The organism is Nonomuraea rosea (assembly GCF_039539705.1).
Taxonomy (GTDB): Bacteria; Actinomycetota; Actinomycetes; order Streptosporangiales; family Streptosporangiaceae; genus Nonomuraea; species Nonomuraea rosea.
In genome coordinates, this window is sequence record NZ_BAABDQ010000025.1 from 1 (window position 1) to 26,290 (window position 26,290).

At 72.5% G+C, this 26,290-nt stretch carries 25 protein-coding genes; 17 read left to right on the forward strand and 8 right to left on the reverse strand.

Annotated features, from left to right (window positions below):
- Together ABEA43_RS41865 and ABEA43_RS41870 are read left to right on the forward strand one after the other, a co-directional pair.
- Positions 1-2,838 (forward strand): CARDB domain-containing protein (locus tag ABEA43_RS41865; protein ID WP_345571037.1); only part of this gene is annotated, 2,838 nt, incomplete at its 5' end.
- Between the two features lie 165 nt (positions 2,839-3,003).
- Entirely contained in the window at positions 3,004-4,338 is a 1,335-nt protein-coding gene (locus tag ABEA43_RS41870) for an MFS transporter (protein ID WP_345571039.1), read from the forward strand.
- Positions 4,339-4,345: 7 nt separating this feature from the next.
- On the opposite strand, the gene ABEA43_RS41875 is transcribed toward ABEA43_RS41870, so the two are convergent.
- The 6 genes from ABEA43_RS41875 to ABEA43_RS41900 form a co-directional block, all read right to left on the reverse strand.
- Positions 4,346-5,113 carry a fumarylacetoacetate hydrolase family protein gene (locus ABEA43_RS41875; protein ID WP_345571040.1) on the reverse strand — a complete coding sequence of 256 codons (768 nt, stop codon included), beginning with the start codon at positions 5,111-5,113 and terminating at the stop codon, positions 4,346-4,348.
- 15 nt (positions 5,114-5,128) lie between these two features.
- Positions 5,129-6,157, reverse strand: coding sequence for an ABC transporter substrate-binding protein (locus ABEA43_RS41880; protein WP_345571042.1), 1,029 nt, complete (start codon positions 6,155-6,157; stop codon positions 5,129-5,131).
- A 15-nt stretch (positions 6,158-6,172) separates the two neighbouring features.
- The gene (locus tag ABEA43_RS41885; protein WP_345571043.1) at positions 6,173-7,012 is read right to left on the reverse strand and encodes an ABC transporter permease; all 840 of its coding nucleotides are present in this window, start codon (positions 7,010-7,012) and stop codon (positions 6,173-6,175) included.
- Positions 7,009-7,854, reverse strand: a complete 846-nt coding sequence (locus ABEA43_RS41890) for an ABC transporter permease (RefSeq protein ID WP_345571045.1) — start codon at positions 7,852-7,854, stop codon at positions 7,009-7,011. Before ABEA43_RS41890 ends, ABEA43_RS41885 begins: the two co-directional genes overlap by 4 nt.
- Positions 7,851-8,654, reverse strand: coding sequence for an ABC transporter ATP-binding protein (locus ABEA43_RS41895; RefSeq protein WP_345571047.1), 804 nt, complete (start codon positions 8,652-8,654; stop codon positions 7,851-7,853). The genes ABEA43_RS41890 and ABEA43_RS41895 overlap by 4 nt, the downstream gene beginning before the upstream one ends.
- Before the next feature lie 63 nt (positions 8,655-8,717).
- Positions 8,718-9,308, reverse strand: a complete 591-nt coding sequence (locus tag ABEA43_RS41900; RefSeq protein ID WP_345571049.1) for a TetR/AcrR family transcriptional regulator — start codon at positions 9,306-9,308, stop codon at positions 8,718-8,720.
- 109 nt (positions 9,309-9,417) lie between these two features.
- On the opposite strand from ABEA43_RS41900, the gene ABEA43_RS41905 reads away from it, so the two are divergent.
- From ABEA43_RS41905 to ABEA43_RS41940, 8 genes are all read left to right on the forward strand, one after another.
- Positions 9,418-10,635, forward strand: coding sequence for an FAD-dependent oxidoreductase (locus ABEA43_RS41905; protein WP_345571050.1), 1,218 nt, complete (start codon positions 9,418-9,420; stop codon positions 10,633-10,635).
- 72 nt (positions 10,636-10,707) lie between these two features.
- Positions 10,708-11,022: an EthD family reductase gene (locus tag ABEA43_RS41910; protein ID WP_345571052.1), complete on the forward strand. Its 315-nt coding sequence runs from the start codon at positions 10,708-10,710 to the stop codon at positions 11,020-11,022.
- A 116-nt stretch (positions 11,023-11,138) separates the two neighbouring features.
- Positions 11,139-11,804, forward strand: a complete 666-nt coding sequence (locus tag ABEA43_RS41915; RefSeq protein WP_345571053.1) for a DedA family protein — start codon at positions 11,139-11,141, stop codon at positions 11,802-11,804.
- Positions 11,805-12,170: 366 nt separating this feature from the next.
- Positions 12,171-13,085 (forward strand): ATP-binding cassette domain-containing protein, encoded by a 915-nt coding sequence (locus tag ABEA43_RS41920; protein WP_345571054.1) that lies wholly within the window; start codon positions 12,171-12,173, stop codon positions 13,083-13,085.
- Entirely contained in the window at positions 13,082-13,873 is a 792-nt protein-coding gene (locus ABEA43_RS41925) for an ABC transporter permease (protein WP_345571055.1), read from the forward strand. The genes ABEA43_RS41920 and ABEA43_RS41925 overlap by 4 nt, the downstream gene beginning before the upstream one ends.
- A 68-nt stretch (positions 13,874-13,941) precedes the next feature.
- Positions 13,942-15,090 (forward strand): sensor histidine kinase, encoded by a 1,149-nt coding sequence (locus ABEA43_RS41930; RefSeq protein WP_345571057.1) that lies wholly within the window; start codon positions 13,942-13,944, stop codon positions 15,088-15,090.
- Positions 15,081-15,725, forward strand: a complete 645-nt coding sequence (locus ABEA43_RS41935; RefSeq protein WP_345571059.1) for a response regulator — start codon at positions 15,081-15,083, stop codon at positions 15,723-15,725. Before ABEA43_RS41930 ends, ABEA43_RS41935 begins: the two co-directional genes overlap by 10 nt.
- Before the next feature lie 108 nt (positions 15,726-15,833).
- On the forward strand, positions 15,834-16,658 hold the full coding sequence (locus ABEA43_RS41940) for an aldo/keto reductase (RefSeq protein ID WP_345571061.1): 825 nt from the start codon (positions 15,834-15,836) through the stop codon (positions 16,656-16,658).
- Positions 16,659-16,661: 3 nt separating this feature from the next.
- On the opposite strand, the gene ABEA43_RS41945 is transcribed toward ABEA43_RS41940, so the two are convergent.
- Positions 16,662-17,426 (reverse strand): maleylpyruvate isomerase family mycothiol-dependent enzyme, encoded by a 765-nt coding sequence (locus ABEA43_RS41945; RefSeq protein WP_345571063.1) that lies wholly within the window; start codon positions 17,424-17,426, stop codon positions 16,662-16,664.
- Between the two features lie 64 nt (positions 17,427-17,490).
- On the opposite strand from ABEA43_RS41945, the gene ABEA43_RS41950 reads away from it, so the two are divergent.
- The 4 genes from ABEA43_RS41950 to ABEA43_RS41965 are packed head-to-tail and all read left to right on the forward strand — an operon-like array spanning position 17,491 to position 21,201.
- The gene (locus ABEA43_RS41950) at positions 17,491-17,898 is read left to right on the forward strand and encodes a MerR family DNA-binding transcriptional regulator (RefSeq protein ID WP_345571065.1); all 408 of its coding nucleotides are present in this window, start codon (positions 17,491-17,493) and stop codon (positions 17,896-17,898) included.
- Between the two features lie 55 nt (positions 17,899-17,953).
- Positions 17,954-19,471 (forward strand): circularly permuted type 2 ATP-grasp protein, encoded by a 1,518-nt coding sequence (locus tag ABEA43_RS41955; RefSeq protein WP_345571067.1) that lies wholly within the window; start codon positions 17,954-17,956, stop codon positions 19,469-19,471.
- Positions 19,472-19,513: 42 nt separating this feature from the next.
- Entirely contained in the window at positions 19,514-20,404 is an 891-nt protein-coding gene (locus ABEA43_RS41960) for an alpha-E domain-containing protein (protein ID WP_345571069.1), read from the forward strand.
- Between the two features lie 11 nt (positions 20,405-20,415).
- Complete coding sequence (locus ABEA43_RS41965; protein WP_345571071.1) at positions 20,416-21,201, forward strand: transglutaminase family protein; 786 nt, start codon at positions 20,416-20,418, stop codon at positions 21,199-21,201.
- Positions 21,202-21,250: 49 nt separating this feature from the next.
- On the opposite strand, the gene ABEA43_RS41970 is transcribed toward ABEA43_RS41965, so the two are convergent.
- Positions 21,251-22,480 carry an MFS transporter gene (locus ABEA43_RS41970; protein ID WP_345571072.1) on the reverse strand — a complete coding sequence of 410 codons (1,230 nt, stop codon included), beginning with the start codon at positions 22,478-22,480 and terminating at the stop codon, positions 21,251-21,253.
- Positions 22,481-22,546: 66 nt separating this feature from the next.
- Between ABEA43_RS41970 and ABEA43_RS41975 the strand changes: the two genes are divergently transcribed.
- The 3 genes from ABEA43_RS41975 to ABEA43_RS41985 all read left to right on the forward strand — a co-directional run bounded on the left by ABEA43_RS41975 (position 22,547) and on the right by ABEA43_RS41985 (position 26,166).
- Complete coding sequence (locus tag ABEA43_RS41975; protein ID WP_345571074.1) at positions 22,547-23,488, forward strand: LysR family transcriptional regulator; 942 nt, start codon at positions 22,547-22,549, stop codon at positions 23,486-23,488.
- Positions 23,489-23,545: 57 nt separating this feature from the next.
- Positions 23,546-24,448 (forward strand): NUDIX hydrolase, encoded by a 903-nt coding sequence (locus ABEA43_RS41980; protein WP_345571075.1) that lies wholly within the window; start codon positions 23,546-23,548, stop codon positions 24,446-24,448.
- Between the two features lie 134 nt (positions 24,449-24,582).
- Entirely contained in the window at positions 24,583-26,166 is a 1,584-nt protein-coding gene (locus ABEA43_RS41985; protein ID WP_345571076.1) for a benzoate-CoA ligase family protein, read from the forward strand.
- The last annotated feature ends 124 nt before the right edge of the window (positions 26,167-26,290 follow it).

Genomic DNA, 26,290 nt, shown 5'->3' on the forward strand with positions numbered 1-26,290 from the left:
AACCCCGGCGGCACCAACCTGGCCACCGGCAAACCCATCACCGAGTCCTCCCACACCCACACCTACGTCGCCGCCAACGCCAACGACAACAACCTGCAGACCTACTGGGAAGGCGCCGCCTACCCCAGCACCCTCACCGTCCAGCTCGGCGCCAACGCCGACCTGAGCGCCCTGACCCTCAAACTCAACCCCGACGCCGCCTGGGCCCGCCGCACCCAGACCATCCAGGTCCTCGGCCGCGAACAGAGCGCCACGACCTTCACCACCCTGCTCGCCCAGGCCGTCTACACCTTCGACCCGGCCACCGGCAACACCGTCACCATCCCCCTGAGCGCCAAGACCGCCGACGTCCGCCTGCAGATCACCGCCAACTCCGGCGCACCCGGCGGCCAGATCGCCGAGTTCCAGATCTTCGGCACCCCCGCGGCCAACCCCGACCTGACCGTCACCAGCCTGACCTGGACCCCGGCCGCGCCGAGCGAGACCAGCGCGATCACGCTGTCGGCCACGGTCAGGAACGCCGGCACGGCCGGCTCCCCGGCGGACAGCGTCAGCCTCTACCTCGGCGGCACCCTGGCCGGCACCGCCGCCGTCCCCGCCCTGGCCGCAGGAGCGTCCGCCACGGTGACGCACGTCGCCGGCACCCGCCCGGCGGGCACGTACCCGGTCAGCGCCAAGGTGGACGCCGACAACACCGTCGCCGAGCAGGACGAGGACAACAACACTCACACGGCGGCGTCGTCCCTGATGGTCAGCGAGGCCCCAGGGCCGGACCTCCAGGTGCTGAGCATCACCTCCAGCCCGCCGAACCCGGCGGCCGGCGCGGCGGTCACGTTCTCCGTGGCCGTGCGGAACCGCGGGTCCGCCGCGGCGAACGCCACCACGGTCACCCGGCTGACGGTGGGCGGCACCACGCTCAACACCAGCACCGCGCCGATCGCCGCGGGCGCGACGGCCAACGTCGCGGTCAGCGGGAGCTGGACCGCCACCAGCGGCGGCGCCACCATCACCGCCACCGCGGACGCGACCGGCGTGGTCGCCGAGACCAACGAGAGCAACAACACCTTCTCGCAGCCCATCGTGGTCGGGCGCGGCGCGGCGGTGCCGTGGGTCGAGTACGAGGCCGAGGCCGCCGCCTACCAGGGCACCCTCCTGGAGGCCGACGCGCTGCGCACGTTCGGGCACACCAACTTCGCCACCGAGTCCTCGGGCCGCAAGTCGGTGCGGCTCAACAGCACCGGCCACTACGTGGAGTTCACCTCGGCCAACCAGGCCAACTCCATCGTGGTGCGCAACTCCATCCCCGACGCCCCGGGCGGCGGCGGCATCGAGGCCACCATCAGCCTGTACGCCGACGGCGTCTTCGCCCAGAAGCTGACGCTCTCCTCGCGGCACAGCTGGCTCTACGGGACCACCGACGAGCCCGAGGGCCTGACCAACACCCCGCAGGCCGACGCCAGACGGCTGTTCGACGAGTCGCACGCGCTGCTGGCGAGGTCGTACCCGGCGGGCACCAAATTCCGGCTGCAGCGGGACGGCGGCGACACCGCCTCCTTCTACATCATCGACCTGATCGACCTGGAGCAGGTCGCGCCGCCGGCCTCCCAGCCGGCCGGTTGCACCTCCATCACCAGCTACGGCGCGGTGCCGGACGACGGGCTCGACGACACGGCCGCCATCCAGCGCGCGGTGACGGACGACCAGAACGGCGTCATCGGCTGCGTCTGGATCCCGCCGGGCCAGTGGCGGCAGGAGAAGAAGATCCTCACCGACGACCCGCTGAACCGCGGCCAGTACAACCAGGTCGGCATCAGCGACGTCACGATCCGCGGCGCGGGCATGTGGCACTCGCAGTTCTACACGCTGACCGAGCCGCACCTGGCCACGGGCGGCATCAACCACCCGCACGAGGGCAACTTCGGCTTCGACATCGACGACAACGTCCAGATCTCCGACGTCGCCATCTTCGGCTCCGGCCGCATCCGCGGCGGGCCGGGCGGAGCCGAGGGCGGGGTCGGGCTGAACGGGCGCTTCGGCCTGAACACCAAGATCACGAACGTCTGGATCGAGCACGCGAACGTGGGCGTCTGGGTCGGCCGCGACTTCGACAACATCCCCGACCTGTGGGGGCCGGCCGACGGCCTGCAGTTCAGCGGCATGCGCATCCGCGACACCTACGCCGACGGCATCAACTTCTCCAACGGCACGCGGAACTCGCGGGTGTACAACTCCTCGTTCCGCACGACGGGCGACGACTCGCTGGCGGTGTGGGCCAACCCGTACGTGAAGGACCCGGCCGTGGACATCGCCCACGACAACCACTTCGTCAACAACACCATCCAGCTCCCGTGGCGGGCGAACGGCATCGCCATCTACGGCGGCCACGGCAACACGATCGAGAACAACCTCATCTACGACACCATGAACTACCCCGGCATCATGCTGGCGACCGACCACAACCCGCTGCCCTTCTCCGGCCAGACGCTGATCGCGAACAACGGGCTCTACCGTTGCGGCGGCGTCTTCTGGTCGGAGGCGCAGGAGTTCGGGGCCATCACGCTCTTCGCCCAGAACAGGGACATCACCGGAGTCACCATCCGGGACACCGATATATCCGACTCGACCTATGACGGGATCCAGTTCAAGACGGGCGGCGGCAACATGCCGAACGTCGCGGTCACCAACGTGCGCATCGACAAGTCGAACAACGGCGCCGGCATCCTGGCGCACGCCGGCGCGCGCGGCAGCGCGACGCTGTCCAACGTCACCATCACCAACTCGGCGGACGGGAACATCGTGCGCGAACCCGGCTCCACCTTCGTGATCACGGGCGGCTAGCGGGAACCCGGCGAGGGGCGCCCGGCACACGGCCCGGCGCCCCTCGTCATACCACTCGTCATGCCGCTCATCCGCTGCTCAACGCGCCTTGACAGAGCCTCGTGACCAACGATCATCCGTCATGTACCGTCACGGGTGAAATGCGCGACTACCGAGGAGCGGTAGATGACCGAGGAGCAGCGGCTAGACGCGACAGAACAGCAGAAGAAACGGCAACTGGTCCGGGCGGTGATCGCCTCCGCCGTGGGGACCTCCGTCGAATGGTACGACTTCTTCCTCTACGGCTTCGCCGCCAGCACCATTTTCGCGGGGCTGTTCTTCCCGACGAGCGATCCGACGACGGGCCTGCTGCTCGCCCTCGGCACCTACTTCGGCGGTTTCGCCGCCCGCCCGATCGGCGCGGCGATCTTCGGCCACTACGGCGACCGCATCGGCCGCAAGGCCACCCTGATCATCACCCTGCTCAGCATGGGCATCGCCACCGCGCTCGTGGGCCTGGTGCCCACCTACGACCAGATCGGCATCTGGGGCGGCATCCTGCTGACGCTGCTGCGCCTGCTGCAGGGCATCAGCGTCGGCGGCGAATGGGGCGGATCCGTGCTGCTCGCCACCGAGTGGGGGAAATCGCGCGGCGGCCGGCGCGGCTTCCTCGGGAGCTGGCCGCAGTTCGGTGTCCCGGTCGGCCTCGTGCTCGGCTATCTGGCGCTGCAGGTCTTCCAGCCGCTCGACACCTACTGGGGCTGGCGCATCCCGTTCCTGCTCAGCATCGTGATGGCGGGGATCGGCCTCTACATCAGGCTCGGCATCCTGGAGACGCCCGTCTTCACCAAGGTCCTGGAGGAGAACCGGGTCGAGCGCGTCCCCGTGCGCGAGGTCATCCGCAGGAACTGGCGGGAGATCCTGCTCAGCGCGCTGCTGCGCACCGGGCAGCAGGCGCCGTTCTACATCTTCACCGTGTTCATCCTCACCTACGCCACCAAGACCCTGGGCTTCAAGGCGGGCGACATCTACCCGTACGTCATCGCCGCCGGCGTCGTCTCGCTGTTCACCGTGCCGTTCTGGGGTTACCTCTCCGACGTCGTGGGCCGCCGGCGGCTCTACATGATCGGCGCGGCGGCGATGGTGGTCTGGTCGTTCATCTACTGGCCGCTGCTGGACACCCGCGTCCCGTCGCTGGTGTTCCTGGCCATCGTGCTGTCCGCGCCCATCCACGACATCCAGTACGGCCCGCAGGCCACGTTCATCGCCGAGAGCTTCACCGGCCGGCTGCGCTACAGCGGCGCCTCGCTCGGCTACCAGCTCGCCTCGGTGACGGCGGGCGGGCCCGCGCCGCTGATCGCGGTGTGGCTGTACGCCACCTACCAGAGCTCGTTCGCCATCGCCGTCTACATGGCGATCTGCGCCCTGATCAGCGTGGTGGCCGCGTTCGCGATGAAGGACCGGTCGCAGCAGGACTACGCGGTGGAGTACGACGACGTGCGGCCCGGCCCGTCAGGCTAGGGACGGTTCAGGGCTTCTCGGCCACCACCGGGTTGGTCAGTTCGCCCAGTCCCCCGACGGACACGGTGATCGTGTCCCCGGGCTGGACCGGGCGGACGCCCGGTGGCGTGCCGGTCATGATCACGTCGCCCGGCACCAGCGTGGCGAACGCCGAGACGTACGCGATGAGCGCCGGGATGCCGAAGATGAAGTCGCGCGTGCTGCCGCTCTGGCGCACCTCCCCGTTCACCGTGCACGTGACCAGGACGTCCGAGGGGTCGAACTCGGTCTCCACCCACGGGCCGAGCGGGCAGAAGGTGTCGAAGCCCTTGCCGCGCGTCCACTGCGGGTCGCCCTTCTGCAGGTCGCGGGCGGTGACGTCGTTGCCGATGGTGTAGCCGTACACGTGGGACATGGCCTCCGCGGCCGGGATGCGGCGGCCCGCGCGGCCGATCACGACGACCAGCTCGGCCTCGGGGTCGAGCCGTCCCGACAGCGACGGGTAGACGATCTCGTCACCCGGGCCGGCGATCGACGACGGCGGCTTGAGGAAGATCAGCGGCTCCTCGGGCACCGGGTTGCCGAACTCGGCGGCGTGGTCGGCGTAGTTCCGTCCCACGCAGAGGATCTTGCTGGGGGTGACGGGGGCGCGCAGCCGGACCTGGTCCACGCTCCCCACGCCGGCTCCCGGGCGCAGCCCGGTCCAGGGGTCGCCATCGGCCGCCCGGACCGTGCCGTCGGTGCCGAGCACCCCCCATCGGATCGTGCCCGCGTCGTCGTACCGGATGATGCGCATGGTGCTCCTCGCTGGTCAGCAGCCGTTGTAGTCGTTGGTCCACAGGCGGCCCTCAGCGGCGTCCGCCCGGTCTTCGAGGATCTTGAGCCTGAGCATGACGTCGAGTGTGCGCCGCACGACCGCGCCGTCGAAGCATCCCTTGTCGGACAGCGCGGGCGACATCGCCTTGACCGTGCGCAGCACCGTCGCCTGGTCGGTGCTGCCGAGGTCGTCGAGTATCTGGGCGGCCACCGCGTCCGGCTGCCGCTTGACCTTCGCGGTCGCCTGCGCGAGCACGCGGCTGAAGGCGGCGGCGGTGGCGGTGTTCGCCCCGGCCCACTCCCGGGACGTCGCCCAGGCGGTGTAGTCGAACTTGTCCAGCTCAGGCACCTCGCCCTTGGGCCCGTCGATGAGCACGACGCCGAACCCCTTCTCCGCGGCCACGTACGGCGTCGGCGGCGACAGGTGATAGGCGTCGATCTGGCCCTTCTCCAGGGCGGCGAGCAGCGCGGACCCGCCCCCGAGCGGCACGATCTCGACGTCGCGCTCCGGGTCGAGGCCCACCGAGCCCAGGTAGTAGCGCATGTAGGTGTCGGTGGGGGAGCCGGGCGAGGTGATGCCGATCTTGAGCCCCTTGAGCGCGACGAGCCGGTCGCGCAGCGGCGAGGCGGCGCTCACCTTCTTGCGCGCCGCCACCTCCTTGCGCATGACGAGCGTGAGGGTCACCCGGTTCAGGATGTCGTGCGCCATCACCACCGAGTCGTCCCCCGCCTTGCTCAGCTCGGCGAGGTCCTCGAACCCGACGTCGGCGTACTGGGCCTGGCCGGAGGCGAGCGCGGCGACGCTGTCGTTGCCGCTCTCCACCTCGACGATCTCGACCGTCAGGCCCTCCTTGGCGAACAGGCCGTCGTCCTGGGCGACGTACAGGGCCGAGAGGAACACGTTGGGCGCCGACGCTATCGTGATCTTCTTCGCCGCGCCCGGTTCGCCGCCCGCGCCGTCACCTCCGGCGCAGCCGCCCGCCGCCAGCAGGAGCACCGCGATCACGGCTGACCTGGCCCTCATAACGACCTCCTCGGATCACAGGGTGTCTCCGCCGCGCAGCCGGACCTCCGGCCGCCAGCGCAGCACACGGGACAGCGGCCGCAGGGACATCGACAGCAGCAGGACGATCGCGGCCAGCACGATCGTCCCCGCGATGACCCCCGCGGTCTGGTAGCGCCCGGCCGCCGCCCTGGTCAGGTAGCCGATGCCGCGATTGGACGCGATGAACTCGCCGACGACCGCGCCGATCATGGCGGCCGGCAGGGTGATGCGCAGGGCCGCGAGGATGTACGGCAGCGCGCCGGGCAGCAGCACGGACCGCATCGTCGCCCACCTGGTGCCGCCCATCACCCGCGTGACGTCTAGCAGCCCCTGCGGCACCTGCCTGATGCCCTCCACGGTGTTGACGAAGACCACGAAGAACACGAAGTACGCGGCCAGCACGATCTTGGGCGTGAGCCCGATGCCGAACCAGAGGATGAAGACCGGCCCCAGCGCCACCGCCGGGATCGAGTACGCGACCAGGAAGTACGGCTCCACCACGCGATAGGCCACCCGGCGCAGCGCCAGCGGCCAGGCCAGCACGACCCCGGAGGCCGCCCCCGCGAGGAACCCGAGCCCGGCCGAGGTGAGCGTGAACCTGGCGTGGAACCAGAAGTCCGCCGAGCCGAACCAGCTGAGCAGCCGCGCGGCCACCGCCTCCGGGCTGCTGATGAAGAAGGGCCGCACGAGCGTGCCGGAGATCAGGTCCCAGACGACGATCGCGCCCGCGGCCAGGGCGAGCCTGCTCGCCCACACCACCGCCCGCCGCGCCCGCCTGCGGCGCGTGCCCCGCCGCCGCACCTGGGCCAGCACCCGCGCACCCGTTTCGCTCATCCGCGCGGCCTTTCCGTGCTCCACGGCAGCGCCCGCGCCTCGACGGCCCTGATCACGGCGTTGACCAGCATGACCAGCGCGGCCACGACGACGATCCCGGCGAAGACCGTCGCCGTCTCGAACTGGCGGGACGAGCGCACGATGAGGAAGCCGAGCCCCTGGGTCGCGGCGATGAACTCGCCCAGGATCGCGCCCACCATGGCACGCGAGAATGTCAGCCGGATGCTCGCCACCACCGCGGGCGCGGCCCCCGGCAGCACGACCGTGCGCACGAGCGTCACCCCGCGCGCGCCCAGCACCCGGGAGACCTCGATCAGGCCGGGCTCGATGCCGCGCACCCCCGCCATCGTGTTCGCCAGCACGATCAGGAACACCATCAGCGCCGCCAGCAGCACCTTGGGCAGCAGTCCGAGGCCGAACCACATGATGAACATGGGCGCCAGCGCGATCTTCGGAATGGAGTAGAACGCGGCGAGGAAGGGCCCGGCGATCTCGTCCAGCAGCGGCACGGCCACCAGGAGCAGCGCCGCCGCCAGCCCTACCGCGATGCCGATGAGGTAACCGGCGCCCGCCTCGGCCAGGGTGGTCGCCACGTGCCCCCACAGCCTGCCCTCCAGCACCAGGTCCGCCAGCCGCGCCGCGACCTCGGAAGGGCTGCTGACGTACCGGCGCTCGACGATCAGGCCGAGGCCGTACTCCCAGAACAGCAGCAGCCCGGCGCCGAGCAGCGCGATCCCGCCGCGCACGCGCAGCCGCTCGCGGGACGCGGCGGCGCGGGCGCCGGCGGCGGCCCGCGCGAGCACGTCGGAGGAGGGCTCGCCGCGTGTCGTGGAGAGCGTCATGACGCCGCGATCTCCATGCGGATGTCGTCCCACAACGCGTCGTAGAGCTGCCGGAACCGGGGGAGGTCGTGGATGTGGAAGACGTCGCGCGGGCGCGGCAGGCCCACCTCGTACTCCCGCTTGATGCGGCCGGGCCGGCAGGTGAAGGTGAGGATCCTGTCGCTCAGCGCGATGGCCTCGACCAGGTCGTGGGTGACGAACAGCACCGCGGGCCTGCGCAGCTCCCACAGCTTGAGCAGCTCGTCCTGGAGGATGACCCGCGTCTGTGCGTCGAGCGGGCCGAACGGCTCGTCCATGAGCACCACGTCGCTGTCGTAGGCGAGCGTGCGCACGATGCCGGCCCGCTTGCGCATGCCGCCGGACAGCTCGTGGGGGTAGTGGTCCTCGAAGCCGCCGAGCCCGACCAGCTCGATGAACTCCCTGGCCCGCCGGCGCCGCTCCTGCTTGGGCACGCGGCGCAGCTCCAGGCCGTACTCCACGTTGCGCAGCATCGAGCGCCACGGCAGCAGGTTGTCGTCCTGGGTGATGTAGCCGACCTCGGTGTTCACGCCGGAGACCGGCTTGCCGCGGTGGACGACCCGGCCGGCCGAGGGCTGGATGAGGCCGGCGAGCAGGTTCAGCACCGTGGACTTGCCGCAGCCCGACGGGCCGACCAGGCTGATGAACTCGCCCGGCCGCGCGGTGAGGGTCACGTCCTCCAGGGCGAGCAGCGGTTGCGCGGAGCGGCCGCGCGGCACGAACGCCTTGTAGACCGCCTCCAGGCGGACGGCCTCTTCGAGTGGTTTCTCCAGGTCGCCCATTCGATCAGCTCCATACTGGATACTGAAGATGGTAGACCGTCCACAGATGAGATCAAGAGGCCGTCATCCGCCGGGGGTGAGCGAGTCGGCCAGCGCGGCGCCCGCGTCTCGCGCGGCGGCGATGATCTCGTCGGGGCCGGCGTCGGTGCCCAGCGCCGCCAGCAGCGCGGCGCTGACGGTGTCGAAGGCCATGCGGGTCAGCAGGCGCTCACGGGGGCCGGCCGCCTCGCCGGTGAGCAGGTCGATCACCCGGTCGAAATTCGACCGCAGCTCCTGGCCGCTGCCCATGAGCCGCCGCATGATCGGCTGGTTGGCGTGCGCGAGGCTCATGAGCTGGAGTCGTTCGGGGGTGGCCCCCGACACCCAGCGCAGCACCGCCCGCCGCAGCAGATCGGGCGCGGGCGGCTGCGCGGCGAGCCACTCCACGAACTCGTCGAGCTCGTCGCGGCGCTCGTCCATGAGGCTGGCGACGATCTCCTCCTTGTTCTTGAAGTGGTAGTAGAGCGAGGATTTCGTCATCCCGAGCGCGCTGGAGATGTCCCGGGTCGAGGTGCCCTCGAAGCCCTTCTCGGTGAACAGCCGCAGCGCGACGCGGAGGATCTCCGCGCGTGTCTCGGTGCCCGTGCGCCGTTCGCTTCCCGTGCTGGTCGACATGGATGGTCCTTTCGAGGTCGCCTCAGTCTACTTGCAGCCGAACGCGCGTTCAGCTACTGTCTGTGGCGCTGAACGAACGCCCGTTCAGTAAGATCGAAAGGAATTTTCCATGAAGTCACCCGTACGCATCGCCGTCGTCGGCGCGGGCCCCGGCGGTCTCATGTGCGCACGCATCCTGCAACGCCACGGCATCGAGGTCACCGTCTACGACGCCGACGCCTCCGTGACCGCCCGTGACCCGGGCGGCACCCTGGACCTGCACGCCGACTCCGGCCAGATCGCGATGCAGGACGCCGGCCTGCTCGCGGAGTTCATGGCGCTGGCCCGGCTCGAAGACCAGGCCAAGAGCCGCCTCGACCACCACGGCAACGTCCTGCACGCGTTCGCCCCGGGCGCGGAGGACGCCGCCGCGCCCGAGATCGACCGCGGGCAGCTGCGCGCCCTGCTGGCCGCGCACGTGGCGCCCGGCACCGTCCGGTGGGGGCACCGGCTGACCGAGGCCGTCCCGCTCGGCGGCGGGCGGCACCGGCTGGAGTTCGGCGGCGGCCGGAGCGCCGAGGCCGACCTGCTGATCGGCGCCGACGGCGCCTGGTCCCGGGTACGCCCCCTGCTGAGCGACGCCGTGCCCGCCTACAGCGGCGTCTCGTTCATCGACGTGCGCTTCGACGACGTCGAACACCGGCATCCGGAGATCGCGGCGCTCGTCGGCGACGGGCACATGTTCGCGAACGACGGTCAGGGCCGGGCCATCATCGCCCAGCGCAACAGCGACGGCCGCATCCGCGCGTACCTGGGCCTGCGGACCGGCCTCGACTGGCCGGAGCGGGCCGGCCTGGACCTGGCCGACGCGGCCGCCGTGGGGCGGTACTTGCTCGGCGAGTACGGCCACTGGGCCGCCGAGCTGCAGGCGCTGCTCACCGGCACCGACGGCGGCTACGTCAACCGGCCGCTCCACGCCCTGCCCGCCCCGCTGACCTGGGAGCACACGCCCGGCGTGACGCTGCTCGGCGACGCGGCCCACCTCATGTCGCCGTTCGGCGGCTTCGGGGCCAACTTCGCCCTGCTCGACGGGGCCGAGCTGGGCCGGGCGATCGCCGAGGAGCCCACCGCCGACGCGGCGATCCGCCGCTACGAGGAGGTCATGCTGCCCCGGTCGGGCCGGCACGCGACCGGCGCCAACGACGCCCTGGCCCGCTTCTTCGCCACCGGTGACTTCGCCCTCGCCCAGGTGCCCGACCCGGAGGCGGAGCACCAGCGCTACCGGGAGGCGGCCGAGGACTACCGGCGCGACCGTGCCGCCGCGCCCGGATCGGCGGCGGTGGGATGACCCGTTCCTCTATCGCCAGGGGGCCCGCAGGGGTTTGATCGGAGGACATCCCCCGATCCAGGAGGCAGACCCATGGCATTCCAGCTCGTCGTGCTCTACCACCACCCCGAGAGCACCGCCGCCTTCGACAAGCACTACGACGAGACGCACGCCCCGCTCGCGGCCCTCCTTCCCGGGCTGCGCGCCTACACCGTGCAGCGTCCCGCCGCCGCACCCTCGGCCGAGCGGCCCGCCTACCACCTGGTGGCGGTGCTGACCTTCGACGACGAGGCGGCCTTCAACGCGGCGATGGGCAGCGAGCAGGGGGCGGCGGCGGTCGCGGACCTGGGCAACTTCGCGGGCGCGGGGGCCACCATGCTCACCGGACCGGCCGGCCAGGTGCTCTGACCCGCTCCGGCGCCGCGTGAGATTGATCATCGTCCTTCGGGGCAGGGGCAAAGCCGCCGCGTGACCCCCGCCCTGCCCGGTTCGGGCGGTCGCAGCCGACCACCCAGGAGGGACCGATGCACGAGGGATCGCTGACCGCCGCCGACCCCGGAGGCATCGCCGGATGGGCGGCGGACCTCATGGCCGCGCTGGGCGGGCCAGGCGTGGCCCTGGCGGTCGCCCTCGAGAACCTGTTCCCGCCCTTGCCGAGCGAGGTCTTCCTGCCGCTCGCCGGGTTCACCGCGAGCATGGGCCGGATGACGCTGCCGGAGGTGCTGGCCTGGTCGACGGCCGGATCCGTGGTGGGCGCGGTCGTGCTGTACCTGCTGGGCGCGCTCCTCGGGCCGGCGCGGGTGCGCGCGATCGTCGCTCGGATGCCGCTGATGGACGCCTCCGACATGGACAAGACGCAGGAGTGGTTCGCCAGGCACGGCGGCAAGGCGGTGTTCTTCGGCCGGCTGATCCCGTTCTTCCGCAGCATGATCTCCGTCCCGGCCGGGGTCGAGCGGATGCGCCTGCCGGTGTTCCTCCTCTGCACGGCGCTCGGCAGCCTGATCTGGAACACCGCCCTGGTGCTGGCCGGCTACCTGCTGGGGGAGAGCTGGACGGTGGTCGAGGCGTACGTGGGCGGGCTGTCCAAGGTCGTGCTCGGCCTGGTGGCCCTGGCCGTGATCTTCTTCGTCGTGCGGCGCGTCGCCCGGCACCGGCGCGAGCGGCGCGCGGAAGAGCCGGACCGCCACTGACCCCGCCGGAGGTCAGTGGCTGGGTTCCGGCATCTCGGGCTGGCCGCCGGAGGAGAGCCGTTCGCCGCGCCGCAGGATCGCGCCCTCCCAGACCTCCGGCAGCACGGCGAACGTTCCCGCGTGCACGGCTCCATGCCGGTGCTTCTGGAGCGAAATATCGTATCGGCCGCCCGCGCGATGCCGTACGGCACACCTGGTGCGAGTAGTTCTGCGCGGTACGTCAGGCCGGGCCGGCGCTACGTTGTCCGGGCAGGCCGGGAGCGTCCCCGTTCGCCCCCGGCCTGTGGACGTTACGGTTTTCCGCCATCGAGGTGGGCGGTCCGCCCCCATGGTGACGCGGCCCGCCGCTGCCTAGCGTGGGTCGGCATGATCAGTATCAAGGGCTTGAGCAAGCGGTACGGCGACCGTCTCGCCGTGGACGGCCTGTCGCTGGAGCTGCGGCCGGGCACCGTGACCGGGTTCCTGGGGCCGAACGGGGCCGGAAAGTCGACGACGATGCGGCTGATCCTCGGCCTCGACCGTCCGACGGCGGGCACCGCGACGATCGGCGGGCTCCCGTACCACCGGATCAAGAACCCGCTGCGGACCGTCGGCGCGCTCCTCGACGCCCGCGCCGTGCACCCGGGCCGCAGCGGGCACGCGCACCTCGTGGCGCTGGCGCGCAGCAACGGCATCGCGCGGCGGCGCGTCACGCAGGTGCTGGAGACGGTCGGCATGGCCGGGGCCGCGCGCAAGCGGGCCGGGACGCTGTCGCTCGGGATGAGTCAGCGGCTCGGGATCGCGGCGGCGCTGCTGGGCGATCCCGAGGTCCTCATGTTCGACGAGCCGGTCAACGGACTCGACCCGGACGGGGTGCGATGGGTGCGCGGCCTGATGCGGTCGCTGGCGGAGGAGGGGCGGACGGTGTTCGTCTCCAGCCATCTGATGAGCGAGATGCAGCTCACGGCCGACCACCTCGTGGTGATCGGCAAAGGCCGGCTGATCATGGACGCGCCGCTGGCGGAGGTCATCGCGGGCAGCTCGCTCACGGCCGTGGTCGCGCGCAGCCCGCACGCCGGCGAGCTCGCGGGACGCCTGCGCGCCGCCGGGATCACCGTGGAGCGGCTCGGCGAGAACGAGCTCGTCGCCACCGGCGCTCCCATCGACCGGGTCGGCGACCTGGCGCACGAGGCCGGGATCAGGCTGCACGAGCTGCGTACGAGGGAGGCGTCGCTGGAGCAGGCCTACCAGGAGCTGACCGCGGCGAGCGTGGAGTACGGCACCGGGCGGGTGCCGGCATGAGGGCGTTGTGGCAGGCGGCGGGGTCGGAGTGGGCGAAGCTGTGGTCGGTGCGGTCCACCTGGTGGTGCCTGGCGGGCGGGCTGGCGCTCCTGGTGCTGAGCGCGCTGACGCTGGGCGGCGCGGCGGCCACGGACGCCCTGCGCGAAGGGGCGCGGGGGGTGCGGATCACGGCGAGCGAGCCGGTGGTGTCGGCGACCTCGTTCGCGCAGTTCGCGCTGGTGGCGCTGGCGATGCTGACGGTCACCTCGGAGTACGCCTCCGGCGGCATCCGGGTCACCTTGCAGGCGACCCCCGTGCGCGGGACCGTGCTGGCGGCCAAGGCGCTGGTGATGGCGCCGGTGATGTTCGTGGCGGGGGTGGCCGGCGGCGGCCTGGCGACGGGGATGGTCTTCCTGGCGCTGTCGGCCGACGTGTTCGGCGGGCTGGTGGTGCTGCCACCGGGCGAGGTCGTGACCGACCTGCTGGGGGTGGGGGTGTTCTTCGCGCTGGTGTCGGTGCTGACGCTGGGCGTGGCCGCCGCCGTGCGGAGCGCGGCCGGGACCTTGACCGTGGTGTTCATGCTGCTCATGGGCCTGCCGCTGATGCTGCTGATGACCGGGAGCCAGGCGGCGCTGGACGTGTCGATGCGGATGCCGCTGTTCGCCGGGCTGGCGTTCATGGGCAGCACGGACAACCTGACCGGCGGGCCGATGCCGTACCCGGCGGGGGAGGGGCTGGCCTGGCTCCTGGCCTGGGCGGCGGCCGGCGCGGCGGCGGGCTACGCGGTGCTGCGCCGCCGCGACGCCTAGGCCTCCCCATGCGGCTCAACCGGCCGGGTGCGCGGGCCGGGCCGCCGCGGCGGCTAGACTCCACGCCCGTGTCAGGCCTCAGGATCGCCCGGATGCTGACCGGAGTCGTGCTCGGCATGGCCCTCGGCGTGATCGAGCTGGCGTTCCTGCTGGTGGCCTGGCCCGCCCGCCTGATCCCCGCCGCCCGCCCGGCCGCCGCCAGGGGCCTGGCCCGCCTGATGTCCCTGGAACGGGCCCGGCTGGCCCGCTGGCTCGATCAGGGCACCACGCGCGGGCCGGGCGGCCACGGATTCCTCCTGGCCCGCGGCACGCTGGGCGTCCTGGGCGGGTACGTCTGCGCGGCCGGGCTGTTCGTGGGCGGGTTGCTGCTCTTCGGCGGGCTGCTCGACCTGCTCAGGGGCGAGTCCCGGCCGGTGCCGGTGACCCTGCCCGGCGTCCGGCTGGTGACCAGCAACGGCATGCTGGGCCTGACGAGCGGAGCGGTCCTGGTGGCCCTCGTCGTCCTCATGGGCCTGGCGCTCGCGCGACTCGAACGCCGCCTGGCCGACCACTTCCTCGGCCCGGGCGACCAGGAGCTGATGCGCCGCAGGATCGCCGAGCTGACCGCGACCCGCTCGGGCATCGTCAAGGCCGTCGACGACGAGCGGCGCAGGATCGAACGCGACCTGCACGACGGCGTCCAGCAGCGCGGCATCGCGCTGGCCATGCTGCTCGGCCGGGCCAGGCACGCCCGCGACCACGAACGGGTCGCCGACCTGGTCGGCCAGGCCTACACCGAGTCGCGCACGCTCCTCGACGAGCTGCGCAGCGTCGCCTGGCGGATCTACCCGACCGCGCTCGACGAGCTGGGGCTGCGGGCCGCGCTCGCGGGGGTGGCCGAGCGGTCGAGCGTGCCGGTGACCGTGCACTACGGGCTGACCGGGCGGCCGGTGTCCGAGACCGAGACCGCCCTCTATTTCGTGGCCCGCGAGGCGATCACGAACGCGGTCAAGCACGCGGCGGCGCGTGACATCCTGGTCGTGCTGAGCGAGGACGAGCGGACGGTGAGCGTGGCCATCTCAGACGACGGCGGGGGCGGCGCCGACCCGGCGGGCGGCGGCCTGTCCGGGCTGGCCAGGCGGGTGCTGGCGCTCGACGGCGCGTTCGTGGTGGACAGCCCGGCCGGCGGCCCCACCAGGATCGCCGCCACGCTGCCGAAGGCCCCGCCGTGCGGGTGATCCTGGCCGACGACTCCGTGCTGCTGCGCGAAGGGCTCACCCGGCTGCTCGACGACGCCGGGCACGAGGTGGTCGCCGCCGTCGGCGACGCCCCAGCGCTGCTCGCCGCCGTCGAGGAGCACCGGCCCGACGTGGCGGTGATCGACGTGCGCATGCCGCCCACGCACAAGGACGAAGGGCTGCGGGCGGCCCTGGAGATCCGCGAACGCCGGCCGGGCGTCGGGGTGCTCGTCCTGTCGCAGTACGTCGAGCAGCACTACGCCGCCATGCTCCTGGCCGGCTCCACCGAAGGGCTCGGCTACCTGCTCAAGGACCGGGTCTCCGAGGTGGCCGACTTCCTCGACTCGCTCCAGCGCGTGCACGAGGGCGGCACGGCGTTCGACCCCGAGGTGGTGCGCCAGCTCCTCGCCCGCACCACCCACGCCGACCCGCTGAGCAGGCTGAGCCCGCGCGAGGGCGAGGTGCTGCGCCACCTCGCCGAAGGATTCATGAACGCGGCCATCGCCGAGCGCCTGCACGTCTCGCTCAGCACCGTGGAAAAGCACGTCAACGCCATCATGGACAAGCTCGACCTGCCCAGAGACCCCGGCTACAGCCGCCGCGTGCTGGCGATCCTGCGCTACCTCGAAGGCTGAGCGCCCGCCGGTTCGTTCCCGCGACATGAGGGTAAAGACGACATTCAGCTCGTACGCCGACAGCCCCGTTCCGATGAGGGCCGTCGCCACAAGGGGGAAGAACCAGCCATGACAGTCATGCTCTCCGACGGCCGCCCGATGCCCCGCCTGGGCCTGGGCACCTGGCCCATGGACGACGGCGAGGCCAGGCAGGCGGTGACGCACGCCGTCTCGCTCGGCTACCGGCTGATCGACACCGCCGCCAGCTACGGCAACGAGGCTGGAGTGGGCGCCGCCGTCGCGGAGGCGAGCGTGGCCCGCGAGGAGCTGTTCGTCACCACGAAGCTGCGCGGCTCCCAGCACGGGTACGACGCGGCCCTGCGCGGGTTCGAGGAGAGCCGGGCCAGGCTCGGCCTCGATTACGTCGACCTCTACCTCATCCACTGGCCGCTGCCCCGCCGCGACCTCTACACCGAGACCTGGCGGGCCTTCGTCCACCTGCGCGAGCAGGGGCTGGCCCGCTCGATCGGCGTGTCCAACTTCACCCCCGAGCAGATCGAGCGGGTGGCCGGGGAGACCGGCGTGTGGCCCGTGGTCAACCAGGTCGAGCTGCACCCCGGCTTCGCCCAGCGCGACCTGCGGGCCTGGCACGCCGAGCACGGCGTCGTGACCGAGTCGTGGAGCCCGCTCGGCCGCGGCTCGAAGCTCCTCGACGAGCCCGTCGTCACCGACCTCGCCGCCGCGCACGGGCGCACCCCCGGCCAGATCGTGCTCCGCTGGCACCTTCAGCTCGCCGCCGTGCCGATCCCCAAGTCGGCCAACCCCGAACGCATGCGGCAGAACCTGGAGGTGTTCGACTTCAGCCTGTCGGACGAGGAGATGGCCCGCATGGAGACCCTCGACGACCGGGGCGGCCGCATGGGCGGCGACCCGGAGACCCACGAAGAGCTGTAACCCCTAGAAGGCCATCCGGGCCAGCAGGTGGTCCAGCAGCGCCGCGTCGCCGCGGAGCTCCACCGTGCCGGCCGAGGGCGGGACCCGGCGGGACAGCACCAGCATGATCTCCCGCACCGGGCCGGACACCACCACGTCGGCCTCGTGGTCCCCGCGCTTCCACCGGACCCCGTCGGGCGTCCTGGTGGCCAGCCAGCCCTTCATGCCGGCGGGCCGCAGCGCGAGCGTCTCGCCCTGACCGCGCAGCTCGGCCAGCGCCGGGCTGAGCGCCCCCGAGTCCGGGAAGGAGATCAGCTCGAACGCCTCGGTGACGGCGTCGGCCGCGAGATCGTCGGCGATCTCGAAGCCGGCGCCCGTCGTGAGCGCCGCGTCGTAGTGGTGGATCGAGAGGTCGTTCAGCATCCTGCACAGCCAGAACTTCGCGGGCGCCGGGCCCATGAACGTCCACACCTCGGTGTCCGCGCCGGTCTCCGCGGCCGCCTCGACCAGCTCCTCCGCGCCCCCGCGCAGCCACGCAGCCCACTCCCCGGGCGGTAGCGCCTCGGCCTCGCGCGGGTCCGGCGGCGGCAGGGGCACGCCCTTGCGCACGATCTCCGCCGCCCACCTGGGCGCCCGGCCGATGTGCCCGACGAGGTCGAGCAGCCGCCACTCGGGGCAGGTGGGCACCCGTGCGCCCGGGTCGGCCCCGGTGACCGCGCGGGCGAACCCGCCGGTCTGCTCCAGCAATCCTCCGGCCAGCCGGGCGGTGTCCAACGCGCTCTCCGTCATGACATTTCCTCTCTTGAATGGGCTCCGCACGTACCGTAGGAACTCCAGTCCAGTGGAGGTTCAAGTGCCGTTGCGCGACGACACGTTCGGGATCGGCGACCTGGCCAGGCTGACCGGCGTGCCGGTGCGTACCATCCGCTTCTATTGCGACGAGGGCATCATCGCGTCGGTGCGCAGCACCGGGAACCACCGCAGGTTCGACGGGACGGCGGTCGAGAGCCGCTCGTGCGGGCGGGCGAGAGGCCGCGCGGGGCCGGAGCTCGACCGGTTCGTGGCCGCGCACGCCACGGTGCGGGGGGCCGGCGACACCCCGGCGTTCAGGCGCGAGCTGCTCGCGAACGTCGAGCCGGACCGCGATCCGCGCGTGCGCCGCTACTGGCGGCTGGTGGGTGAGGTCAGCGGCGAGCCGGCCACGCTGGGGACGACCCTCCTGTGGCTGACCGACTCCCTCGAACGCTCGATCACCCCTTAACGCCCTGTAACAGGCGGAGTGATCTGACGAAACATACCTTTCTTAATATCCGGACATGGCGGACATATTCGATACGTATGTCGTGGCCGGAGCGTGGGACGAGATGTTCGAGCGGCCGGGCGTCCCACGCCCCCAGTACCAGGCGCTGTTCACCGCCCTCCAGCCGCTCGGGGCGCACGAGCTGCGATCCAGGGCGGATCAGCTCGCCAGGATGCTCACCGACCGGGGGGTCACGTTCGACTACGCGGGCGTCGAACGGCCCTTCCCGCTCGACCTGATCCCGCGGGTGCTCGACGCGGCCGAATGGGACCTCGTCACCCGTGGCGTCCGGCAGCGGATCCGCGCGCTGGAGGCGTTCCTTGACGACGTCTACGGCAAGCGGCGGGCCTTCCACGACGGGGTGATCCCCTGGCGGCTGCTGCACTCCAGCCCCCACTATCAGCGGGTCGCGCACGGCTGGCGCCCGCCCAACGGCGTCCGCGTGCACGTCGGCGGCACCGACCTGATCCGCGACGAGCGGGGCGTCCTGCACGTGCTGGAGGACAACGTCCGCACGCCCAGCGGGGTCAGCTACGTGCTGGAGAACCGGCTGGCGATGACGCGCACGCTGCCGACACTGTTCTCCGAGCAGTTCGTGCGCCCGGTCGAGGAGTACCCGGCCAGGCTCCTGGCCGCGTTACGCGCCGCCGCGCCGCAGGGCGTGTCCGACCCGACCGTGGTCCTGCTGACGCCCGGCGTCTACAACGCCGCCTACTTCGAGCACGCGCTGCTGGCCCGGCTCATGGGGGTGGAGCTGGTCGAGGGCCGCGACCTGGTCTGCGAGGGCAACCGCCTCTACATGATCACCACGTACGGCCGCCGCCCCGTCCACGTCGTCTACCGCCGGGTCGACGACGACTACCTCGATCCGCTGCACTTCCGCGGCGACTCCGTGCTCGGCTGCCCCGGGCTGGTGAACGCCGCGCGCGCGGGCAACGTCTCCATCGCCAACGGCGTGGGCAACGGGGTGGCCGACGACAAGCTCGTCTACACGTACATGCCCGACCTGATCGCCTACTACCTGGGGGAGACTCCGCTGCTGCCGAACGTGGAGACCTACCGGCTCGACGACCCCGTCGTGCGGGAGGAGGCGCTGGCCAGTGCGGCCGAGCTCGTGCTGAAACCGGTGGACGGGGCGGGCGGCAAGGGCATCGTGATCGGCCCGTTCGCCACGGCCGGGCAGCTGGAGGAGGTGCGGCGGGCCGTACGCGCCGATCCGCGCGGCTGGATCGCCCAGCGGCCCGTGCTGCTGTCCACCTCGCCCACCCTGATCGGCGAGTGGCCGGTGCCGCGCCACATCGACCTGCGGCCCTTCGCCGTGAACGACGGCGAGGACGTGTGGCTGCTGCCTGGCGGGCTGACCCGCGTGGCGTTGCCCGAAGGGGAGCTGGTGGTCAACTCCAGCAGAGGAGGCGGCTCCAAGGACACCTGGGTGCTCGGGGACGCCTCGGCGCCCGCGGGCGCCGCCGCCCTCGCGCCGCCGGCCGCGCAGTGGAGCCCGAGCAGGACCGCCGCCTGGGAGGACGAGCAATGACGGCATGGGAGGACCGGCGATGACTGCATGGGAGGACCGGCGATGACGCGCCCGCTGCTGAGCCGCATCGCGGAGACGCTCTACTGGATCGGCCGGTACGTCGAGCGCGCCGACGACACCGCCAGGCTCCTCGACGTGTCCGTGCACCGCCTGCTCGACGATCCGGAGACCTGCCGCTCCATCTTCGCCGTGCTCGGCCTGAGCCCGTCCGCCTCCGTCAGCCCCTCAGCGGTGATCCGGCGCCTGGCCTACGACCTGGACGAACCCGCCTCGATCGCCGCCTCCGTGACCTCCGCCAGGGACAGCGCCAGAGGGGTGCGGGAGGTCCTGTCCAGCGAGGTGTGGGAGTGCCTCAACGTCACCTGGCACCAGCTCGCCCGGCTGGAGTCGCAGCCGCCGCACGCGTACCTGTCGTTCGTGCGCGAGCGGGCCGCCCTGTTCTTCGGGCTGGCCGACGGGAGCATGAGCAGGGACGACTGCTGGCGCTTCATCGTGCTCGGCCGCAGCCTCGAACGGGTGGACATGACCACCAGGCTCCTCGCCGTCCACCTGACCAGCGACTGGCGGCTCCTGCTGCAGGCCAGCGGCGCCGACGAGTCGTTCACCAGGACGCACGGGGCGCGGGACGGCGAGGTGCTGGAGTTCCTGCTGCTCGACCGGCTCTTCCCGCGTTCGGTCGTCTACTCGCTGCTGACCGCCGAGAAGTGCCTGCGGGCGCTGGCCCCCGGCACGGCCAGGGCCGGGGTCGCCGACTCGGCGCAGGCGGCGATCGGGCGGGTGCGCGCCGGGCTGGAGTACACCGACCTGAACGAGCTCAACGACCGCCTGCCCGACCTGCTCGCCGCGCTCCAGGAGGCGAGCGCGGCCGCGGGCGAGGCCATCGCGAAGCGGTTCTTCCAGCGCAGGGAGGCGATGGCATGGGTTGGCGCCTGAAGGTGTCGCATGTGACGCGCGTGGAGTACGACGGCGAGGCCCGCTCCTCCTACAACGAGGTGCGGATGACGCCGGCGCACAACGTCCTGTCCAGCCGCGTCGTCGTACGCCCCGCCGTGCCCGTCCACACCTACGAGGACTACTGGGGCACGCTGGTGTCGTCGTTCGACGTGCCCGAGCCGCACCGGTCGCTGACCGTCGAGGCCGTCAGCACGGTCGAGACGTCGGCGCCGCGCAGGCCCGCGCTGCCCGTCACCGAGCCGGATCCGTCGATGGGCGAGCTGCTGAGCCGCACCCCGATGACCGCCGTCGACGGCGAGCTGACGGAGCTGGCCAGGGCCCAGCTCAGCGGGCGCGACCCGCACGAGACGGCCGAGGCGATCTGCGAGGTGGTGGCCGCCCGGGTGGAGTACATGCCGGGCTCGACCGGCGTGCAGACCTCCGCGCAGGAGGCCTGGGACCTCGGGCAGGGCGTCTGCCAGGACATGGCGCACCTGACCGCCGGGCTGCTGCGGGCCGCCGGGCTGCCCGCCCGCTACGTCTCCGGCTACCTGCACCCGCGGCCCAGCGCGGAGATCGGCGAGGCGGTCGAGGGGCAGAGCCACGCGTGGGTGGAGTACTGGGCGGGGGAGTGGCTGCCGCTCGACCCCACCAACCGCTCGTGGGTCGGGGAGGCGCACGTGGTCGTGGCCCGCGGCCGGGACTATTCGGACGTGCCGCCGCTCAAGGGCATCTACCAGGGGCCGCCGGAGAGCCAGCAGGAGATCACGGTGACCGTCACCCGCCTGCCCATGTAAGCCCGGGTCAGCCCGGTGACCGTCACCCGCCTGCCCATGTGAGCCCGGGTCAGGCCGCGCAGGGAGCGGTCTTCCGCACCGCCCGGCGGCCTGACCGGTGGCTCACGAGCACCGCCGCCGTGGCCGGCAGCAGCCACGCCGACGTCAGGACGATGAGCCAGGTCCAGCCCGCCTGGCCGTACACGATGCTGCCCGCGGTGCCGCCCGCGCCGCTGCCGAGGTAGTAGCAGAGGGTGTAGCCGCCGGCCGCCCGGCCGCGGGCCTCCGGGGAGGCGGCCGCGGTGACCCACGCGTTGGCGATGGCGTGCGCGGCGAAGAACCCGGCGGTCAGTACGGCGAAGCCCAGCGCGATGACGGGCAGCGAGCCGTGGACGGTGAGCACGGAGCCCAGCACCGTCAGGATCAGGGCGGCGGCCAGCGCGGTCGTCCGGCCCAGGCGCGCGGCCAGGCGACCGGCGGCGGCCGAGGAGGCGGTGCCCATGGCGTAGGCGAGGAAGACCAGGGAGGCGGCGGCCGGGGTGAGCGAGAGCGGCGGCGCGGCCAGGCGGAAGCCGGCGGCGTTGTAGAGGGCCACGAACGAGCCCATGGCCAGCGCCCCGACGGCGAACGGCACGAACAGCCCCGGCCGCCGCCGCGGCTCACCCGCCACCGGCGCTTCGCGCACCGGGCGGGCCTCTTCCTCCGTCGGATGAACGTCCTGCCGCGGCAGCGCCACCACCGTGAACAGCGCGCACACAAGCGCCACCCCGGCGACCACGAGCAGCGCGCCGTGCCAGCCCAGGGGTTCGGCCACGAACCCGGCGCCGAGCCGCCCCATCATCCCGCCCACCGAGTTCCCGGCGATCATCGCGCCCACCGCGCCGGCCAGCCGGCTCGTACCGAGCTGATCGGCCAGGTACGCCGCCGCGACCCCCGCGAACCCGGCGATCGCCACCCCCTGCACGCCCCGCATCACCAGCAGCACGGGGAAGGACGGCGCCAGCGGCAGCAGCAGCCCGACGACCGCCGAGACGAGCACCGACCAGAGGATGACCCGCCGCCGCCCCACCAGCCCGGCCAGCCAGGCCAGCGGCAGGACGGCCACGGCCAGCGACGCCGTCGCGACCCCGATGGCCAGCGAGGCGGTGCCCGGGTCCAGCCGGAACGCCGCGGCGAGCTGCGGGAGCACCGGTTGCGGCGCGTACAGCAGGGCGAACGACGACAGCCCGGCCGCCGCGACCGCCGCGCTGACCCGCCGCGTGTCCGCTGGAGCTTGGCTCGGAGCTTCGATGACTACCACGCCTGCAACGCTAAGCAAGGCTAATAAATACGTCTAATACGGTTGTAGGCGATAATTCATACCGTGATGGATGAATCCGATGAACAGCTCGCCGCCCGCCTCGCCCCGGCGCTCGCCCTGCTGGCCGCCGTCGGCGAGACCGGCCACGTCACGCGGGCGTCGGAGCTGCTCGGCATCCCCCAGCCCACCGCCAGCCGCCGCCTCGCCGCCCTCTCGGACCTGGTCGGCGCCCCTCTCGTGCTGCCGTCCGGCCGCGGCATCCGCCTGACCAGGGCGGGGCGCACCCTGGCCGCCGCCTCCACCCGCGCGCTCGCCGGCGTGGCCGCCGCCGCCCGCGAGGTGCGCGAGGAGATCGACCCGGCCACCGGCCGCGTCGTGCTCGGCTTCCTGCACCTGCTCGGCCGCACGCTCGTGCCGTCACTCATCCGCGGTTTCCGCGAGCGCAACCCGGGCGTCCGCTTCAGCCTGGCGCAGGGATCGCGGCAGGACATGCTGCGGGCCGCCCGGGAGGGGGAGATCGACCTGGTGTTCGTCGCGCCCCTGCCGCTGGACGATCCCGAGCTGGTCAGCAGACCGCTCGCCGACCAGGAGCTGGTCCTGTCCGTGCCGCCGTCCCACCGGTTCGCGGCCCGCCGCCGGGTGCGGGCCGCCGAGCTGGCGGGGGAGGAGCTGGTGACGCTCGAACACGGGTACGGGCTGCGTCAGATGACCGACGACCTGTGCGCGGCGGCCGGGTTCGAGCCGCGGATCGCGTTCGAAGGGCAGGAGTCCGAGACCGTGCGCGGGCTGGTCGCGGCCGGGCTCGGCGTGGCCGTCCTGCCCCGCTCCGGACCCGCGCGTTCGGCCTCGGGGGTGGTGGAGATCCCGCTGTCGCCGGCCGTCTTCAGGACGATCGGGGTGAGCTGGCCCGTGGGGGAGCGCCTGGCGCCGGCCGCGCGCGCGTTCCGGGACCACGTGTGCTCCGGCGTCACCGGGCTCGGCCCCGGCTTCCGCCCCGCCACGGCCTGATCCCACGTCCCCAGAAACGGCTCCGACGTGCGCGTCCTTTGGGCCAGACTGGTGAGCGTGACACACGACGGGGATGCGGGAGTGCCGGGATCGCTGGCGAGGGTGCTGGCCGACGTGGCCGCCGAGCGCGCGGCCCAGGACGCGATGTGGGGCATGCAGGTGCTGCCCGACGGGACCGGAGGCGAGGCCCGGGTGGCCGAGGCCGACGCGGCCCGGCAGGCCACCGAGTCGGCGGCCGGTGACGGGGCGCTGACGTGGCGGCACGTGCTGGCCGAGGAGGTGCTGGAGGCGTTCGCGGAGACGGATCCCGAGCGGCTGCGCGCCGAGCTGATCCAGGTGGCGGCCGTCGCCGTCAAGTGGTCCCAAGCCCTCGACCGCCGCCCTGCCGCCGCACCGGCCCCCGCACCCGCCTCCGCACCGGCCCTGGCCTGCGGACCGGCCCCCGCACCGGCCCCTGCCCCGGCCTCCGCACCGGCCCCTGCCTCGGCCTGCGGACCGGCCTCCGGACCGGCCTCGGTCGCCGGGCGGCGGTTCCGGGCCATCGTCGACGTGCACGTGATGCTCCTGCGCGACGCCGGCGACGTGCTGCTCAGCAGGCGGGCGGGGACCGGTTACGGCGACGGCATGTGGCACCTTCCCTCCGGCCACCTGGAGGAAGGCGAGTCGGTGACCGATGCGGCGGTCCGGGAGGCGGCCGAGGAGGTGGGCGTGCGGATCGACCCGGCCGACCTGACCTTCACCCACGTCATGCACCGCGCCCCCGAACGCGTCGGCCTCTTCTTCGCCACCCGCACCTGGACCGGCGAGCCCTGCAACGCCGAGCCCCACAAGTGCTCCGAGCTCGCTTGGTGGCCCATGAGCGACCTCCCGCCCGACACGATCGGCTATCCCGCCGCCGCCATCGCGAACGTGCTGGACCGCGTCCCCTTCGCCCTGCACGAATGGTCCACGAACTCCTGACGTGCCTGTCGCCCGCGGTTGAACCCGGAGGACGACCGCGAGGCCGGCCTGAGACCCGCTACAAGTCATTGACGAGGCATTGATTCTGTGTGGAAGATTTGCCTACTGATGTCCGCCTGCGGAGGGGGACGGTCATGACGTCCGACTCGTTCAACGCCAGCGTCTATCTCGTGGATCGCCAGCTCGAAGCGGGCCGGGGAGACCACATCGCGGTCACCGGCCCCGCGGGCACCCTCACCTATGCCCAGCTGGCCGCGCACGCGTCCGACCTCGCCGCCGGCCTGCGCGCCCTCGGCGTCAGGCCGGAGGAGCGGGTCCTGCTCGTCATGTCCGACCGCCCCGAGACGCTGATCACCATCCTGGCCGTCATGCGGATCGGCGCGGTGGCGGTGCCGGTCTCCACCATGTACAACGCCACCGAGCTCGGCACGCTCGTCCGCGACTCCAGGGCCAGGGTCGTCGTGTGCACCCCCGAGTTCGACCCGATCGTGCAAGAAGCGCTGGGGGCCGCACCCGAGGTGGAGATCCTCATCCTCGCCGGCGTGCCCGCCCAGGAAACGGACGTGCCGGGACGGTCGGTGTGCCGGTGGTCGGACGTGCTGGAGACGGGCAGGTCGGTGCAGGGGCGGCGGGCGTTCGACGCGTGGCGCGACTCGCCGGCCCTCTGGCTCTACACCTCCGGCACCACCGGCGCCCCGAAGGCCGCCATGCACCGGCACGGCGCGATCCAGGACGTCCACGAGACGTACGGCCGCCAGGTCCTCGGCATCCGCCCCGACGACCGGTGCTTCTCCGTGGCGCGGCTGTTCTTCGCGTACGGCATCGGCAACTCCATGTTCTTCCCCCTGGCCGCCGGCGCCACCGCGATCCTCGACCCCGCGCGCCCGACCCCGGCCGGCGTAGTCGCCCGCGTCATGGCGGAGCGGCCGACGCTGTTCTTCGCGGGCCCGACGTTCTTCGCCGCGCTGCTCGCCTCCGACGCCCCCGGTCACGCCTTCGAGTCCGTACGGCTGGCCGTCTCGGCCGGCGAGGCCCTGCCGGCCGAGATCCACCGCCGCTTCACCGACCGGTTCGGCGTCGACATCATCGACGGCCTCGGATCCACCGAGGCGCTGCACATCTTCATCTCCAACCGCCCCGGCCAGGTACGGCCCGGTAGCTCGGGAACGGTGGTGCCCGGTTACGAGGCCAAGCTGCTCGACGACTTCGGCGCCCCGGTCGAGGACGGCGAGCCCGGTCACCTGTACGTTCGCGGCGACTCGGTGGCCACCGGCTACTGGTGCCGCACGGCCACCACCCGCCAGGTGTTCCAGGGGGAGTGGCTGCGCACCGGGGACACGTACGTGCGCGGCGAGGACGGCTTCTACCAGTGCCTCGGCCGCTCCAACGACATGATCAAAGCGGGCGGGATCTGGGTGTCGCCGATGGAGGTCGAGGCCAGGCTCCTGCAGCACGCGTCCGTCGGGGAGTGCGCCGTCGTGGCGCACATCGACGCCGAGGGGCTGGAGAAGCCGGTCGCCTGCGTGGTGCCCGCGCCCGGCACGACCGTGGACCCAGGCGAGCTCGTCGGCTTCTGCAGGGACGGGCTGGCCTCCTTCAAGCGGCCGCGCGAGGTGCTGGTGCTGGACGAGCTGCCGAAGACGGCCACCGGCAAGATCCAGCGCGTGGTGGTCCGCCAGATCGCCGCCGACCTCCTGGGCAAACGCGCCACCACCTGAGCGGGCCGCCTGCCCTGTGGTGCGGCCCCGTCACCAGACCGGGCCTGACGTGTGCCGGTCCGAGCCCGGCGGCTCCCTGCGGGCCCGTGACCTGGCCCCGGTCATGGACCCATGCTGGAGCTGT

Coding starts and splice junctions, on each gene's coding strand:
- ABEA43_RS41975 (WP_345571074.1), top strand. CDS start 22,547: ATGGATGAATCCGATGAACAGCTCGCCGCCCGCCTCGCCCCGGCGCTC.
- ABEA43_RS41885 (WP_345571043.1), bottom strand. CDS start 7,012: ATGAGCGAAACGGGTGCGCGGGTGCTGGCCCAGGTGCGGCGGCGGGGC.
- ABEA43_RS41890 (WP_345571045.1), bottom strand. CDS start 7,854: ATGACGCTCTCCACGACACGCGGCGAGCCCTCCTCCGACGTGCTCGCG.
- ABEA43_RS41985 (WP_345571076.1), top strand. CDS start 24,583: ATGACGTCCGACTCGTTCAACGCCAGCGTCTATCTCGTGGATCGCCAG.
- ABEA43_RS41910 (WP_345571052.1), top strand. CDS start 10,708: ATGGCATTCCAGCTCGTCGTGCTCTACCACCACCCCGAGAGCACCGCC.
- ABEA43_RS41875 (WP_345571040.1), bottom strand. CDS start 5,113: ATGCGCATCATCCGGTACGACGACGCGGGCACGATCCGATGGGGGGTG.
- ABEA43_RS41900 (WP_345571049.1), bottom strand. CDS start 9,308: ATGTCGACCAGCACGGGAAGCGAACGGCGCACGGGCACCGAGACACGC.
- ABEA43_RS41920 (WP_345571054.1), top strand. CDS start 12,171: ATGATCAGTATCAAGGGCTTGAGCAAGCGGTACGGCGACCGTCTCGCC.
- ABEA43_RS41880 (WP_345571042.1), bottom strand. CDS start 6,157: ATGAGGGCCAGGTCAGCCGTGATCGCGGTGCTCCTGCTGGCGGCGGGC.
- ABEA43_RS41940 (WP_345571061.1), top strand. CDS start 15,834: ATGACAGTCATGCTCTCCGACGGCCGCCCGATGCCCCGCCTGGGCCTG.
- ABEA43_RS41915 (WP_345571053.1), top strand. CDS start 11,139: ATGCACGAGGGATCGCTGACCGCCGCCGACCCCGGAGGCATCGCCGGA.
- ABEA43_RS41870 (WP_345571039.1), top strand. CDS start 3,004: ATGACCGAGGAGCAGCGGCTAGACGCGACAGAACAGCAGAAGAAACGG.
- ABEA43_RS41960 (WP_345571069.1), top strand. CDS start 19,514: ATGACGCGCCCGCTGCTGAGCCGCATCGCGGAGACGCTCTACTGGATC.
- ABEA43_RS41945 (WP_345571063.1), bottom strand. CDS start 17,426: ATGACGGAGAGCGCGTTGGACACCGCCCGGCTGGCCGGAGGATTGCTG.
- ABEA43_RS41955 (WP_345571067.1), top strand. CDS start 17,954: ATGGCGGACATATTCGATACGTATGTCGTGGCCGGAGCGTGGGACGAG.
- ABEA43_RS41905 (WP_345571050.1), top strand. CDS start 9,418: ATGAAGTCACCCGTACGCATCGCCGTCGTCGGCGCGGGCCCCGGCGGT.
- ABEA43_RS41925 (WP_345571055.1), top strand. CDS start 13,082: ATGAGGGCGTTGTGGCAGGCGGCGGGGTCGGAGTGGGCGAAGCTGTGG.
- ABEA43_RS41895 (WP_345571047.1), bottom strand. CDS start 8,654: ATGGGCGACCTGGAGAAACCACTCGAAGAGGCCGTCCGCCTGGAGGCG.